The organism is Candidatus Poriferisocius sp. (assembly GCF_965202595.1).
Classification (GTDB): domain Bacteria; phylum Actinomycetota; class Acidimicrobiia; order Acidimicrobiales; family Bin134; genus Poriferisocius.
Genome location: NZ_OZ241836.1, coordinates 2665665 through 2681171 on the forward strand (window position 1 = coordinate 2665665; position 15507 = coordinate 2681171).

Sequence of the window (15507 nt, forward strand, 5' to 3'; positions counted from 1 at the left end):
CCATGTCGTTGTCGTTGAGTAACTACCCGACATCAAAGCCGGACCAACACAACGACAGGTGGATGGTCACCTATCTGCGCGCGCTCTAAGTGAATATCACGCAATTTCTGTGCCCGTTGCTTGGCATCTTCATAGCGACCTCTAAGATCTTCAACCTTACTTGATTTTAGACTCTTATTCACTATAATATTAAGAGCCTGAGCGCGGCGTTGAGCATCACGATTCTGAATATGGGCAATCTGGTCCTCATAGTGTAAAATTAGCCAAAGTTCAAAACAGGGGTTGGAAAGTGCAACACTGATATTATGTTCCTGAGCTAAATCTAAAGCATCTTGCAGGTTTGAGTGCTGATCCACATCAAACACACACCAAATTTCGTCAAAATCACTGTCTCTGTGTGCGGACTTTGAGCGGCGGCTATATTTTTGTTTTGTTATGGCCTGTTTCACAATATTCAACGGCGACTTTCCAGAGTCTCTATCGAATTGGATGTGGACATTACGATTATCTTGTCTCCATATGTTTAAGTAATCCCGTTCAGTGACTGCTCCTTCAGTGAGAATATGAATAACACGACGTTGCTCTCTCTTGCCAGGAATGCGCTTTGGTGGACTTTTCGTCGGTCGCTTCATGTTCTGATTGGCTCCAGACTGGTTTGTATCTCGGCTGGGTTGATGTTGGGAACCGCACCAAAGCGGCCTTGCAGATAACGCCGGGCAAGAGCTTCATCCCGGCGGGGGCGAAAGTCTGCTAGGGGGTAGAGTATAGTTGCACCCTCGTTACCTTTTTCAGTAAACCAAATTTGATCCCTACCCAAAACTTCTTGACTGGAGTCTCCAAGGACATTCGTATCATGCGCGTTGAAAACAAGTTGAGCACATCGGGGGTTCAACTCCGGGTCTTGAAACATGTTGACAAGTTCTGAGACCAGGTAAGGATGAAGACTGGTATCCAGTTCATCGCACAGGAACACGAGCCCGTTTTCCAAGGCTTCGAGCACAGGTCCGATCAGCCCGACCCAAACAATAGTACCCTCTGACTCCAACTCAGGGTTAAGCACAACACTTCCAGTAGATCCTTGGTGCTTGAGGCAAACTAAATCTGGAAACGAAATTTTTATATTGTTATCTATGGTCTCAGGAATGTCACTAGAATCTTCCAGTTTTCGTAGAATTATTTGAATCTGTTCTGCAACTTCTGAGGGAACTGCTATACGTTCTATGCCCACCACACCAAGGTCGGCAGCGTGAATCAAACCCATAATCTGTTCTTTTGCAACATGCCTTTTAATGCGCTCAGCGGTGTATAGGATGCGGGATGAACGGTTTTCTGACCGCGCCAGGCGAAGGTTGTTGACGAACCACATGAACAAGGGCCCGAGGTCTTCGTCGTCCGCAGCACCGGCAACTGACAACAGCAGCGCGTTGTTGCGTAGAAGCCGACAAAGTAGGTGACCCGAGTGCCGGAACGGGGAGCCGAACGAGATGTCGTCCTGGGTCCGCTCGAACACCTTGGCTTGCCGACCTTTGGGATAGTGGTAGGCGTACTCTTCGAGGACTCGCTCATCATTGATCTCAAAGCCGTACTGCCAGCGCACCCTGTTCAGGATGAGATCAATCTGGAAGCTGCTGGGTTGCACCCTGCTGTCATCTTCAAGAGCGAAAGGAACACGGTACATCCCGCTTGAGGGTGTGCCGCGGCGGAAGGAGCTGACGACCACCTCGCGCATATCGGTGAGAGCGAGGAGCAGGGCTGTCTTCCCCGAGGCGTTGGCACCAAACACTCCAGCAGCCGGCAGCACCCCGACTGGAACGCTGGATGATGGGGTCTGGATGTCTCTGCGGACACCTTCGCGGGCCAGACGGGTGGCCAGCAAGGAGAGGTGTACCTCGTCACGGTACGAGCGAACATTGCTGGCCGTGAAGGACAGCAGCGCACTCGGGGAAGTCTCAGGCACTGGATTGCTCACACTGCTATTATTATGGAAAATCCCCAATAGAACAACTGGCAGCATCTAAATTCTCTAGCAATGGGCTTTCAATCGAGGAAAAAACTCTTAGATGCCGACTAAATATGATGGGATCGCCTTGGTAGTAGCTTACTCATATATTAGTTCTTGGTAGGCAACATCCGGGTTTGCCTGGCCCTCGACTCACAGTGAAGCTGTGTCACGGTGAACCTATCCCCAACCCCTGACCAGGAGACATTCCGGGCCGAGTGCCGCCGGTGGCTCGAGCAGAACCTGCCGGGGGGATACGGCCGGGGTTTGCCCCTGCTGTTCGACGACCTGGCCGAGGAGGTGGCCTTTTTGCGCGGGTGGCAGGCTGCTTTGGCCGAGGCCCGCTTCGTGGGGGTGGCGTGGCCGGCGGCTTACGGGGGGCGGGGAGCGGGGCCACTTCACCATTACATCGTGCAGGAGGAGCTGGCCCGGGCCGGGGCCCCGGAGTTGGTGGGACGCATCGGCGTGAACCTGATCGGCCCCACCATCTTGGCCCACGGCACCACCGAGCAGCAGCAGCGCTGGCTACCCTCGATCCTTCCTGCCCACCAACTCTTCTGCCAGTTGTTCAGCGAACCCGATGCCGGCAGCGACCTGGCCTCCCTGTCCACCAGCGCCACCCCCACCAACGGGGGCTGGCTACTCAACGGGCAGAAGGTGTGGACATCCTACGCCCAGTTCGCCGACTGGGGCTTGTGCCTGGCCCGCTCCCATCCCGCTGCTCCCAAGCACCAGGGCATCACCGCGTTCGTGATCGACATGCACACCGACGGTGTCGAAATCCGCCCCCTGCGCCAGATCACCGGCGAGGCCGACTTCAACGAGGTGTTCCTCAACGACGTGTTCGTGGCCGACGACCAGGTGCTCGGCCCTCCCGGCGAAGGCTGGCGGGTATCGCAATCCACCCTTGGCGTGGAACGGGGCACGAACCCCCGCCAGCTCGTGATCCACATCCAGCTTTTGGACGAACTGCTACGGGCAGCCGCTGAAACGGGCCAAAACGCCGACCTCCGCATTCGCCAGTCCTTGGCCCGGGCCTACACCGAGGTCCGCCTTTTCCAGTTACAGAACTGGCGGGTGCTCTCCCGGCTCACCGGCGGTCACGGCGGCGGCCCCGAAGCGGCCACCGCCAAGCTCTTCTGGAGCGAGATGAGCCAGCGGTTGCACGAAACCGCCCTTGAGGTGCTCGGCCCGGCGGCTTTGTTGTGGCGAGATGACCCTCACAACCCGGGCGGAGGTCGCTGGCAGCGGTCGTGGTTGTACTATCGGGCTGCCAGTATTTTCGCCGGAACCAGCGAAATCCAGCGAAACATCATCGGCGAACGAACCCTCGGCCTGCCCCGAGAATCCCGCAAGGAGTAATGCCAGGAGCAACTATGAGAACCTACTTCGACTCGATCCAACACAGTCGCATCAGCGTGAAAAGGTGCGAACATCCATGACCACAACCTTCGACACAATCCGGTACCGAACCGAGGGGGCGGTGGCGACCATCACGCTGAATAGGCCCGAGGTGGCCAACGCCCAGAATACCAGCCTGATCGACCAACTCGACACCGCCTTCGACATTGCCGGGGCCGATGCCGAGGTGAGGGTGGTGATAATCAACGCCAACGGCCGCCACTTCTCGGCCGGGCACGACCTCAAGGCGCTGGTGGGGGATGTGGAACCCGACAAGTGGCGGCTCATGCGGAACACCCCCGAGGGCAAGTTTCACCACGAGAAGACCATGTACTTCGACCGCTGCCTGCGTATCCGTGACTTTCCCAAGCCCACCATCGCCGCGGTGCACGGCAAGTGCATCGCTGCCGGGGTGATGCTGGCCTGCATGTGCGACCTGATCGTGGCCTCCGAGGATGCCTCGTTCCAGAACCCCGTGCTGCGCATGACGGGAGCGGCGGTGGAGATCCTCATAGAACCCTGGGAGATGCCACCACGCAAGGCCAAGGAGTTCCTGCTCACCGCCCAAACCATCACCGCCGCCGATGCCGAGAAGCTGGGCATGGTCAACCGTGTGGTGCCCCGCGAGAAGCTGGACGCGACCGTTAGGGATATGGCCGATGCCATCGCCCTGGTGCCCCCGACCACCGCCGCCGTGGTGAAGCGCTCCATCAACAAAACACTGGAGCTCATGGGGCAAAAGGATGCCTGGGACTACCACTTCATGGCCCACCACTGGATGCACAACACCGACACCGCCCTCGGTGCCCTGGAGCGGCGCATGCAGAAGACATCGATGTCCGAGGTATTCGCCGAACACCGCGACGGCTGACCCGGCCCCACAGCCGATGCTGTCACCTTGCCCAGTTACACTCGGAGTGGCAGATTCCAAAGCCGCCTAGAAGGAGAGCAAGCAATGGCGCACGCGCAAGTCGCATTGGCTCGTGACGTAGCATCGGAGATCGAGCAGCGGCTGCCCGGTGTCGGGGAAGTCAAGCTGCACAAGCTGCTTTACTACGTGCAGGGCTACCACCTGGCGTGGGAGGGGTCACCGGCATTCGCCGAGGACATTGAAGCATGGGAGCGCGGCCCGGTTGTCGCCTCGCTATGGAGAGAACGCAAGCATGGTGACGGCAAGCCAGCAAGTGCCTTACCTGACAGCGTGCGAGACATCACCATCAACGTCCTCAACAGGTTCAGACTTCATAGCGGGATCGACTTGATCGGTGCCACCCATGCTGAAGACCCGTGGAAACGAGCCACTGACGGGGGCCGGCACATCGCCAACCAAGTGATCTCCCACCAGTCCCTCATCGACTACTTCAGCGTTGAGCCCGAATGGGTTCGCCATATGAGAGAACACGTGGCAACCATCCGCAACAACCAAAAATTTGTACCCGACCCACCGGGTGCCCTTGATGCCGTCATATCAAAGCACTTCTCTGGATAAGTTCCGTTGGCCTCCCAACCCTGGCAAACCAACGCCAGCACGCGCGTCGAAGAGTTCATAAAACGCACAAACCCCAACAAAGCCGACATACAAGCCATCCAGCAAGCTGTTCGCCGGTTAGCTGTCTTCGGTGTCGCCTATACTATGACCTGATGAAGCAGGAACCTCATATCACGTCTCTACTCGGCCCAATCTTGCGGGAACTAAGCCCGCTTTGGGAGCATGAGGGGCTGAAAATCCAGGAAACTAGAATTTTTGACACAGCTCGTGCGGAGGCACCTGATCTACTGGTCCACCCGCGGGGCCACGCCCCCATAGTTGTTGAGGCAAAGTTTGAACAGAACAAGAGTGCTCTAGAAGACCAGGCACAGGACAGACAAAGCAAGCTGATCCATGGCGAACAAGTCGAAAAAGTGATTATGATAACCTATCCTCCAAACTGGGCTGAAGAATCAGATGAAAATATTTACCATCTGCTCAAGTCATCGGAAGCATGTTTGAAATGGGCAATGTGGTCTCATACAGGGCGGATGCCTTCACGGGGATGGGCGGAGACCAACCTGGGTGAGCTCGCTGATATCCTAGAAATTGCTGGCATGTCAGCTACCAAGCTCCACAACGCTGTTGCAGACCTTTCGTCCGCTGTCAGAATTGCCGGCCGAGGTATAAGCAATACCAACAGCGCTGACAAAATATCAGAAATACTGCGCCAACATCACGATCCTGATGCCAGTCGTGCTCAAAGTTCTCGTATGGCAGCAATGCTGATACTCAATGCCTTTGTCTTCCAAAATGTACTCTCAGAACAAATACCTGAAGTGCCAAGAGTAGAGTCAATGCGGACACAAACTGTGGAACTCAGTGATGGTAGCATGGAGATGCGTTTTTTAGTTTCTGTTGTTAGGGCAGCTTGGGAGAATATACTGCAAATCAACTGGTGGCCTATTTTTGAAATTGCCAAACAACTTATTTTGGAATTGCCTCCTACTAGAGCTCCAATAATTCTTAATCAAGCTGCAGCTGGTGCTGAACAATTAATCAATGTCAACCTCGGTACAGTGCAGGATATAGCTGGACAAATGTTTGGTAGACTTGTAACAGACCGTGATTTGATAAAAGCACATTATACTCGTGTTGAAGCAGCAGCTTTACTGGCTGAACTTGGGGTATCTCTAATGCACAATCCTGGCTGGGATAACAGTGAGCATGTGACAAACCTGCGCATTGCTGATTTCGCGTGTGGCACGGGAATGCTATTATCAGCCACATACAGAAGGATCATATCCAGGACCAGAAGAACAGGAATTAATGACCGCGACCTTCACTCAGAAATGATGGAAAATGTATTTATTGGCATGGACGTTCTACCATCTGCGACCCATCTTACTGCCATGTCGCTCTCATCATTTCATCCCGACATTATATATAGGAAGTCCAACATCCATTTGGTGCCCCTGGGTTGCAATAAAAGTAACAATGGCAAAACAATTACGAGCCTTGGCTCGTTGGAATTGCTGGATGACGAAGCAGGTGCTCAATCACTGTTTGGGCGACGATCTGACCTGCATATTGCCGCCACTGATAACAGAGTTGCTCAAGACGACTACCTTGTTAAGATAGATGCCGGAACCTGTGATCTAATTATAATGAATCCTCCTTACGGGCGTGCTACAAAGCACAGCCGATTAGGAGCAGAGCACTCGGGGGTAACTAGGGATGTCATCCCTCCATTTGCGGCGTTTGGGGCTAGCCCGCAAGACCAGAAAGAGATGTCTGATCGTCTTAAGCAACTCTCTTCGAAGATTTCTAAGCGTGCTGCGCACGGCAATGCAGGTCTAGGCTCGTATTTTTTCGACCTGGCCCATGCCAAACTACGCCCAGGCGGTGTGCTGGCTATCATTCTTCCACTTACAGCGGCCACCGGGAAAGACTGGGAGGGACTGCGTAACCTGCTTGAATCTCACTACGACAATATTACGTTCGTGGGGCTGGCTGGTGCCACTGACGAAGAGCGACAATTTTCCGCTGATACTGGTTTAGCAGAATTGCTACTTATCGCGAAACGTCGAACTTCTTCGCGATCAAAACACGAACCCTCACCGCAAGTCCGATGGGTAACCCTTTATCAGAGACCCAAAACAGAGGTTGAAAGTATAATAGATGCTAGGCTGATTGCTGCATTATACCCAGCTAATGGGGAGACTGCACATCTTCGCTTTGGGCAAGATATAAAAGGCAGGATAGTGGCTGCTGGAATCAACGATGGCGGGCTGCTGGCCATCCGTTCCGATACTGTTTTGAATACTGCAATGAACATTACCCGTGGATCAGTATACCTTCAGAGATTTGAGCCTATTCCCATTCCCATCTCCCGCCTCGAAGAACTGGGTCAGCGCGGGCCCATCCATCGGGATGTTGCAGTACACCGAGACCGGCAAAGTAGCCAAACTGATAGAGCCCCATTTTTTATAGATCCACCCCCTCCATTAGGAACTGACCCATTCCCACTGCTGTGGACACATGATGTGGCCAGTGGCCGCGAATCAAGACTGGAAGTACAGCCTGACTCATCTGGAACTATCCGACCAGAAAAGTCAAAAGAAGCTAGAACCATATTTTGGGATCATGCAGTATGCTTTCATATAAACCAAGATTTTGACTTTGGCTCACAAAGGCTTGCTGCGTGTATCACACCAGAAAAAACATTGGGGGGAACAGCCTGGCCTGGCTATAAACTCTATAACATAGATTATGAACGCTTTTTAGTTTTGTGGATGAATACCACATTGGGACTGATATGCTTTTGGATAACTGGCAGCCGTCAACAGAAACGGCGATCGCGGATCACTGTCACTCGTCAAGCTGAGATCCCAGTTTATGATCCGCGCAGCCTCACAGCAAAACAACTAGAGGAAGCATCAGACCTTTATGAACAAATTAAAATGTTGGACTTCAAACCAGCTAACCAGGCCCATGAAGATGCCAACCGCAAGCACCTCGACCGGGTTGTCCTATGTGACTTGCTTGGGCTTCACACCAAAGGTGGCGTAACAGAAAATTATTTCCTGGAAGCACTGGGAATAGTAAGGGCTGCATGGTGCGACGACCCCCACATAAAACGTAGGTGACTGTTTGGAGTCACGGTGGGGTTTGTGGCCTTTTGGCAACTAGAATGTGGAGTTTATATGCGTAAACCTCTGGCTGGGTTGCGGGTGTTGGATGTGGGGACCCGGATCGCGGCCCCGTTTTGTGCGGGCATTCTTGGCGAGCAGGGGGCCGAGGTGATCAAGATCGAGCAGCCGGGGGTTGGCGATCCCATGCGCACCATCGGCCCCTTCGCCTCTCCCGACGAGGGGGCGGGGGAGGCCGACCAGCACCCCTACTCCCTGTTCTGGGCGGTGGAGGGTCGGGGCCGCAAGTCGATCACCCTGGATCTGCGCCAGCCTCGGGGCCAGGAGCTGTTCCGGGAACTCGCCGCCCGTGCCGATGTGTTGTGCGAGAACTTTCGGCCCGGAACGCTCGAGCGCTGGAACATAGGCCCCCCGGTGCTGAGCCGCCGCCTGGTCACCGTGCGCATCAGCGTGTTCGGCCAACAAGGACCCAAGTCGCTGCGGCCCGGGCTGGATCGCAACGGGGTGGCCTACGGGGGCCTGCTTCACCTGACCGGTGAGCCCGACCGACCCCCGGTTCGCCCCGGTGTGACCATCACCGACTATCTCACCGGGGTGTTCGCCGCCCAGGCCGCGGTCGCACTCCTGTACCAGCGAGACACCGGCGACACCGGCGAGGGCGGGGTGATCGACGCTTACTTGTACGGCTCGGCCCTGCGCATCCTGGAATGGACCCATGCCGCCTACCATCACCTCGGCCTGGTGAGAAACCGCACCGGCAACCGGCTCGAACACTCGGCCCCGCTGGACAACTATCCCAGCCGCGACGGGCGCTGGGTGTGCATCGCGGCTGCTATCCAGGCCAACTTCGACCGGCTGTGCACGGCCATGAACCGCCGGGACCTGCTTGACGACCCCAGGTTCGCCACCGCCGGTGCTAGGGCGGCCAACGGCAACGAGATCAACGCGATAGTGGCCGGCTGGACCTCCCAGCTCGATGCCGGCGACATCGAGGCCCGCTGCGTGGCCTGCGACGTGCCGGTGGCCACCGCCTACGATGCCGCCGATATCGCCGCCGACCCTCACATGATCGCCCGGAGCGACCTGATCCAGATCGACGACCCGGTGATCGGTCCACTACGCCAGCAGGCACCCTTCCCCCGCTTCGACCACCACCCGCCCCCGGTACCCGCCGGTGCCCCCCGACTGGGCCAGCACACCGACGAAGTTCTCACCACCCTCTGCAACCTGACCGCCACCGACCTGGCCGAACTCCGGGCCGCCAACATCATCTGAACAGCCCGAACAGCCCGACCCACCGCAGCCAGCTTGAGGTCATTGGTAACCAAAACCGGCAACATCACCTGAGTAATCCCACCCGCATCATCTGACCGGAAAGGCTGCTTTGAGGCAAAGTAAGGGGGATGACTGTCGCCGCCGACGCACTGGAGCTACAGCCGGACATCGGGCGACTCCGCCGGGAGCGGTACGCCAAACTACAGGCCCGGATGGCGACCGGCGGCCTCGATGCCCTGGTCCTGCTCCACGCCCCCCACGTGGCCTACGCCACCGACTGCCTAACCCGAGGAGTTGATGTCACCCATGCTTCGGCCAACCGGGCCGTGGCCGTGGTCCTCGCCGATCATCCCCGGCCCTACCTGCTGGGGGGCGACCCGGCCGGGCTGGACGTGGAGGCCCGGCCCGGCACCTGGCCCGAGATCGACGAGGGGGCTGGCGACCTCGGAGCCCAGCTCGACTCGATCCTGGGGCACCGGGCCCGCGGCGGACGCATAGCCATCGACTCCATGACCGGTGCCATGCGCCGCACCGGCGTGCTGGCCGGTGCCGAACTCGTGGATGCCTCAGTCACCATGTCAGCGGTAAAGCTTCACAAGACCATCGACGAGCTGGCCTGCATCCACCAGGCCCAGTCCCGCACCAACCGGGCCATGACCACGGTGGCCGAAGCCCTCACCCCCGGCGTGCGGCGGAGCGAGCTGGCCGCAGTGTTCCTGCGCCGCCTCCGGGAGGAGGGCATCGACACCAACATGATTGACGTCATCTTCCAGCCCATGGCCCGGCGCATGACCGACGGTCCCCGCACCACCACCGGCCACCTGGCTTTCCCCACCTGGTCGGGCGATCCGGTCTACGCCGAGGGCGACCTCATCTGGGTGGACGCCGGCTGCGACTACCACGGCTATGCCTCCGATTTCGGTCGTACCTGGGTGGTGGGCCGCCCCCCCACGCCCGCCGAGCAGGAATGTTTCGAGCGGTGGCTGGCGGTCATGGATGCCACCTACGCCGCCATCGCTCCCGGTGCCACCTTCGCCGAGGTGGGCGCGGCGGCCACCCGAGCCGATGCCCCCCACCAGGCCGATGGCCGGCGGCCGTGGATGCCCCACTTCTACCTGGTTCACGGCATCGGCATCGAGAGCGCCGAAATGCCCTTCCTGGGCACCGACCACGGCCCCGACTTCGATGCCACCCACACCCTGGAACCCGGCATGGTCATGGTGCTGGAACCGGCCATCTGGGAGGACGGCACTGGTGGCTACAGGGCCGAGGAGATAGTGGCCGTCACCGAGGACGGCTGGATCCCCCTGGGTGCCGGCCACCCCTACGACCCCTACACCACGACATGAGCCTGAACCACCACCGCCGCAACCGAGTCCGCTACGACTTATGAGCCTGAACCGCCACCGCCGCAACCGAGTCACCTTCACCACGACATGAGCCTGAACCGCCACCGCCGCAACCGAGTCACTGAAGCCCTGGTCGGCGCGGGGATCGATATTTTGGTGTGCGGGCGGCAGGACAACGTCAACTACATCACCGGTGCCCACCAGCTCTGGACCGCCGGCACCCGCCCGTTCGGTCCGATATGCACCCTGAACACCGCCACCGGCGAGGTGTTCCTGCTGTCCACCTGGGACGAGGGCATCCCCGACGACATCCCCTTCGACCACCTGCACGGCATCACCTGGAACGGGTCGGAGGTTACCCGGCGGGTGGCCGCCACCCCCGGAATGGCCACCGCCCGGCGGGTGGGGATCGACTCCTGGTCGCCGGGCATGGCCGCAATGCTCGGGGCGGTGGCCCCCGAAGCCGAGGTGGTACCGGCTGACGATGCCCTGGCCCGGGCCCGCCGCACCAAGCTGGCCGGCGAGATCGATGCCATCCGGGCCGCTTGTGCCGTGGCTGCCGCCGGGGTGGCCGCAGCCACGGCCCGAGCCGGAACCGATACCGAGCGGTTGGCCGCCGGGGTGGAGGCCATGGCCCTGGCCGGATCGTCCACCCCGGCTTCGGAGCCACTGGTCCGGGGCTCGACCGTTGACTTCGGTTGCATCCGGTACCACTACGAGGGAGGCCTGAGCCGCACCGCCGGCGGCGACCCCGAACTCACCACCGGGCTCATCCGGGCCTGCGTCCCCGGGGCCACTGCGGCCGACCTGCGCCGGGCCGCCCCCGATGCCGGCTGGCTGGTACGGGGATGCGGCATGGGCCATGAGCCGCCGGTGATCAATTCCCGCTACGGTACCGGTGAGGTATTGAAAGCAGGCATGGTGCTGAGCGTGGGTGCCGACACCGGTACCGACCATCGGCGCGACATCGTCCTGGTTACCGAATCCAACCCCGAGATCCTTTCCCCGGAAGCAACATGAACATCGAAACTCTTTCCCCGGAGGCAACATGAACATCGAAACTCTTTCCCCGGAGGCAACATGAACATCGAAACTCTTTCCCCGGAGGCAACATGAACATCGACTACGACGTCTACGACGCCGACAACCACCTCTACGAGCCGGTGGACTCCTTCACCCGCCACCTTCCCGAGCGGTACCTCCCGGCCATCCGCTACGTGGAGGTGGACGGTCGCACCAAGATCGCCATCAAGAACAAGATCAGCGAGTACATACCCAACCCCACCTTCGAGGTGGTGGCCGCCCCCGGGGCCTGGGAGGAGTACTACCGGGGCAACAATCCCGACGGCAAGACCCTTCGGCAGCTCACCGGCAAACCCATCCGCTGCCACCCGGCCTTTCGCAACCCCGATGACCGCATCGAGCTGCTCGAGGAGCAGGGGGTGTACGGCACGTTGCTGTTCCCCACCCTGGCGTCACTGCTGGAGGAGCGGATGAAGGACGACATGGAACTCACCCATGCGGCCATCCGGGCCTTCAACCGGTGGATGCTGGACGAGTGGACGTTCAACTACCAGGGCCGCATTTTCCCCACCCCGATCATCACCCTGCCCGACCCGCGGCGAGCCATCGAGGATCTGGAGTGGTGCGTGAGCAACGGTGCCCGGGCGGTACTGATCCGCCCCGCCCCGGTGCCGGGGGTAAGGGGCTCGCGCTCCATGGGCCTACCGGAGTTCGACGACTTCTGGAACGCGGTGGAACAAACCGGAATCCTGGTCGCCTGCCACGCCTCCGACTCCGGCTACGACGCTTACGCCGGCGACTGGGAGGGAGGTCGCGACGAGTTCCTGCCCTTCAAGCCCGGAGCTTTCCGCACGGTCATCAGCCACGGCCGCCCCATCTTCGACACCGTTGCCGCGATGATCTGCCACGGGCTGTTCGAGCGCCATCCCAATGTGCGGGTGGCCTCCGTCGAGAACGGCTCCACCTGGGTGGCCCCGCTGCTGGTGGAGCTGGCCGAGGTTTACGGCAAGATGCCCCAGGAGTTTGCCGAAAATCCGGTGGACACCTTCCGCCGCCACATATCGGTGAGCCCGTTCTACGAGGAGGACATCGCCGGCCTTATCGACCGCATAGGTATCGACCGGGTGCTGTTCGGCTCCGACTTTCCCCACCCCGAGGGTCTGGCCCGCCCCCTCGACTTCGCCAAGGAGGTGGAGGGCTACAGCCCCGAGGACCAGCGTAAGGTGATGTCCACCAACCTCAAGGAACTCCTCACCCTGCGCCCGACCCCATGAGCGAACAAACCGAATCCTCGCCCGACCCCATGAGCGAACAAACCGAATCCTCGCCGGACTCCGGTGTTTTTTCCCGGGTCGGAACCGGCGAGGTTGCCGAGACCGAACGTACCCGGGGGCTGGTGGATCCCGTAGCCCTGGGGGCGTGGATGGATGCCCAGGGTATACCCGGCCGGGGCGAGCCGATCACCACCCGGTTCATCTCCGGTGGCGCTTCCAACGAGATCTTCGAGATCGGCCGGGGCGAGCACCGCTGGGCCCTGCGCCGCCCACCCCGCAAAGTTCCCCCCGGTCGCAACGAGACCATGATGCGGGAATACCGCATCCTGGCCGCCCTGGCCGGCACCGATGTTCCCCACGCCCGGGCGGTGGGGGGCTGCGAGGACACCAGCGTTCTGGGCGCGGCCTTCTACCTGATGGACTTCGTCGACGGCTGGTCGCCGATCAGCGAGCCCGGCTGGCCCGAGCCCTTCGCCTCCGACCCCGATGCCCGTCCCGGCCTGGCTCACGAGTTGGTGGATGCCATAGCCAAGCTGTCCAGGGTTGACTGGAAAGCCGGCGGGCTCGAGGGTTTGGGCCGCCCCGAAGGTTTCCACGAGCGCCAGGTTGACCGCTGGTACGCCCACCTGGACCGGTTCAAGTTCCGCGACATACCCGGTCTCGACGAGGCCGCCGGGTGGCTTCGGGGCCGCACCCCCCGCAGCTACGAACCGGGCATCATGCACGGCGACTACCAGTTCGCCAACGTCATGTTCCACCACGGTGCCCCCGCCCGGATGGCCGCCATCGTCGACTGGGAGATGGGCACCGTGGGCGACCCGTTGCTGGATCTGGCCTGGGTGGTGATGAACTGGCCCGCCGGCGAGGCCGACCGACCCTCGGTGGGTTACGTGAACTACGAGGGCCTGCCCCTTCGTGATGAGCTGCTGGAGCGCTACGCCACCATGTCGGGTCGCGACGTGGACGAGATCGACTACTACGTGATCCTGGCCCGCTTCAAGCTGGCCATCGTCCTGGAGGGTGGCTACGCCCGCTACGTGTCGGGAGGAGCCGACAACCCCCGCATGGAAGCCTTCGGCCGCGTAGTCCTCGACCTGGCCCGCGACGCCGCCCACCTAGCACAAACAACCAAGCTGTAGCCGGCGGCCGGTAGTCACCCGCCGTCTAATCTGTGTTGCATTACGGCACACATAAGTCATCGCGGTGTTGCGCGGCCGGTAGTCACCAATCCCGATGCATTGAGATTCGAACCCCACCCAATCGGGGGCTTGGAAGCCTCAAGTGTCCCAAACCACTTTCAGCTCGTGGGGGGCTCGGAAGGCCAAGCCGGTGATGGTGGGGGGATCGGCCTCGGGATCCAGGCACAGGCCGGGGAGGCGGTCCAGCAGGCGCTCCAGAACCGCTCGCATCTCCATGCGGGCCAGGTGGATGCCCAGACACAGGTGCGGGCCGGTGGCGAACGCCATGTGGGGTTTCTGCTCGCGGAATATGTCAAACCGGTCGGGATCATCCCAGCGGGAAGGGTCGTGGTTGGCCGACCCCAAAGAAGTGTTCACCGCCGCCCCCGCTGCGATCCCGAAACCCTCAACCTCAACGTCGGTGGCCGCCCGGCGGGAAATGCCAGTGAGCGGCGGCTCCCAGCGCAGGGCCTCCTCCACCGCAACCGCCACCAGTGACCGATCGGCTCGAACCGCCTCCAGTTGCGCCGGGTCCGACAGCAGCCCCACCATCATGTTGCTGGCTGCCCGGTAAGTGGTTTCAGCCCCTGCCGGCAGCAACAGGCGGCAAAAGGCGATTATCTCGTCGTTGGTCAACCGCTTGGCATCCAGCTCGGCGTGCGCCAGCAGGCTGATCAAATCCCCCTGGGGCTCGCGGCGGCGATCCTCCACCACAGGCTCCAAGTAGTTGTACAGCCACTGCGAAGCGGCAAACCCCCGCTCGATCTCGCTAGCCATGTTGGTGATCTCCACCGCCCGCCGGTAGAAAGCAGGCAAGTCGGCCTCAGGAAGTCCCAACGCAATGGCAATCACATGCACCGGGAACACGAACATCAACTCGCCCACCAGGTCGGCACGCCCCCGATCAATGAAAGCATCGATGTAATGGTTCAGCACCGGAATCACGATCTCGTGCTCCCACCTCTCCATCTCCCGGCGGGTGAAAGCCTGCTGGATCAGCCGGCGATACTGCCCGTGCTCGGGCTCGTCCATCTCCAGGATGGTGTGACCCATCACCAAACCCATCGACTCGGCGTAACCCGCCGAAGAGAACGTGGCCCCATCCCGCAGCACCGCCTCCACGCCGTCGTAAGACAAAACGTTGGCAATCTCCCGGTCGCCCGCCAAAAGGTCCGACATGTTCACCGTGCCGGTGATGTTGGACATGCTGCCCCGGTAAACCGGCCCCCGAGCCAGAAGATCGGCGAAAAGCTCATAGGGGTTGATTGAATTGTCGGCCCCCTGGGCCTGGTCGAAAGCGTCGAACGGGTCGTAGCCCTCGTCGCCGGGCTCGGGGGCCCGGGCAGCCGCTAGTATCTCGCCCGGTGTCATCTCGAACTTCATATCGA

The 15507-nt window shown here is 60.2% G+C and carries 12 protein-coding genes; 9 read left to right on the forward strand and 3 right to left on the reverse strand.

Going from position 1 to position 15507, the window contains the following annotated elements:
- Positions 1 to 32: 32 nt before the first annotated feature.
- Together ACOGXC_RS12030 and ACOGXC_RS12035 are read right to left on the reverse strand one after the other, a co-directional pair.
- Positions 33 to 632 (reverse strand): RloB family protein, encoded by a 600-nt coding sequence (locus tag ACOGXC_RS12030; RefSeq protein WP_419918417.1) that lies wholly within the window; start codon positions 630 to 632, stop codon positions 33 to 35.
- On the reverse strand, positions 629 to 2014 hold the full coding sequence (locus ACOGXC_RS12035; protein ID WP_419918418.1) for an AAA family ATPase: 1386 nt from the start codon (positions 2012 to 2014) through the stop codon (positions 629 to 631). Before ACOGXC_RS12035 ends, ACOGXC_RS12030 begins: the two co-directional genes overlap by 4 nt.
- 159 nt (positions 2015 to 2173) lie before the next feature.
- On the opposite strand from ACOGXC_RS12035, the gene ACOGXC_RS12040 reads away from it, so the two are divergent.
- From ACOGXC_RS12040 to ACOGXC_RS12080, 9 genes are all read left to right on the forward strand, one after another.
- Positions 2174 to 3361 carry an acyl-CoA dehydrogenase family protein gene (locus ACOGXC_RS12040; protein ID WP_419918419.1) on the forward strand — a complete coding sequence of 396 codons (1188 nt, stop codon included), beginning with the start codon at positions 2174 to 2176 and terminating at the stop codon, positions 3359 to 3361.
- Between the two features lie 76 nt (positions 3362 to 3437).
- The gene (locus tag ACOGXC_RS12045) at positions 3438 to 4271 is read left to right on the forward strand and encodes an enoyl-CoA hydratase (protein WP_419918420.1); all 834 of its coding nucleotides are present in this window, start codon (positions 3438 to 3440) and stop codon (positions 4269 to 4271) included.
- 84 nt (positions 4272 to 4355) lie between these two features.
- Positions 4356 to 4889 carry a Panacea domain-containing protein gene (locus ACOGXC_RS12050; protein ID WP_419918421.1) on the forward strand — a complete coding sequence of 178 codons (534 nt, stop codon included), beginning with the start codon at positions 4356 to 4358 and terminating at the stop codon, positions 4887 to 4889.
- A 152-nt stretch (positions 4890 to 5041) separates the two neighbouring features.
- Positions 5042 to 8017, forward strand: coding sequence for a hypothetical protein (locus ACOGXC_RS12055; protein ID WP_419918422.1), 2976 nt, complete (start codon positions 5042 to 5044; stop codon positions 8015 to 8017).
- A 57-nt stretch (positions 8018 to 8074) separates the two neighbouring features.
- Positions 8075 to 9295 (forward strand): CaiB/BaiF CoA transferase family protein, encoded by a 1221-nt coding sequence (locus ACOGXC_RS12060; RefSeq protein ID WP_419918423.1) that lies wholly within the window; start codon positions 8075 to 8077, stop codon positions 9293 to 9295.
- 128 nt (positions 9296 to 9423) lie between these two features.
- A complete protein-coding gene (locus tag ACOGXC_RS12065) occupies positions 9424 to 10644 on the forward strand; it encodes a M24 family metallopeptidase (protein WP_419918424.1) in 1221 nt (406 codons plus the stop codon).
- Positions 10645 to 10731: 87 nt separating this feature from the next.
- A complete protein-coding gene (locus ACOGXC_RS12070) occupies positions 10732 to 11664 on the forward strand; it encodes an aminopeptidase P family N-terminal domain-containing protein (RefSeq protein ID WP_419918425.1) in 933 nt (310 codons plus the stop codon).
- A gap of 92 nt (positions 11665 to 11756) precedes the next feature.
- Entirely contained in the window at positions 11757 to 12941 is a 1185-nt protein-coding gene (locus tag ACOGXC_RS12075) for an amidohydrolase family protein (protein ID WP_419918426.1), read from the forward strand.
- Between the two features lie 149 nt (positions 12942 to 13090).
- Entirely contained in the window at positions 13091 to 14080 is a 990-nt protein-coding gene (locus ACOGXC_RS12080) for a phosphotransferase family protein (protein WP_419920078.1), read from the forward strand.
- A 138-nt stretch (positions 14081 to 14218) separates the two neighbouring features.
- Here the strand turns inward: ACOGXC_RS12080 and ACOGXC_RS12085 are convergent, their stop codons facing one another.
- Positions 14219 to 15502 carry a cytochrome P450 gene (locus ACOGXC_RS12085; protein ID WP_419918427.1) on the reverse strand — a complete coding sequence of 428 codons (1284 nt, stop codon included), beginning with the start codon at positions 15500 to 15502 and terminating at the stop codon, positions 14219 to 14221.
- Positions 15503 to 15507: the final 5 nt, after the last annotated feature.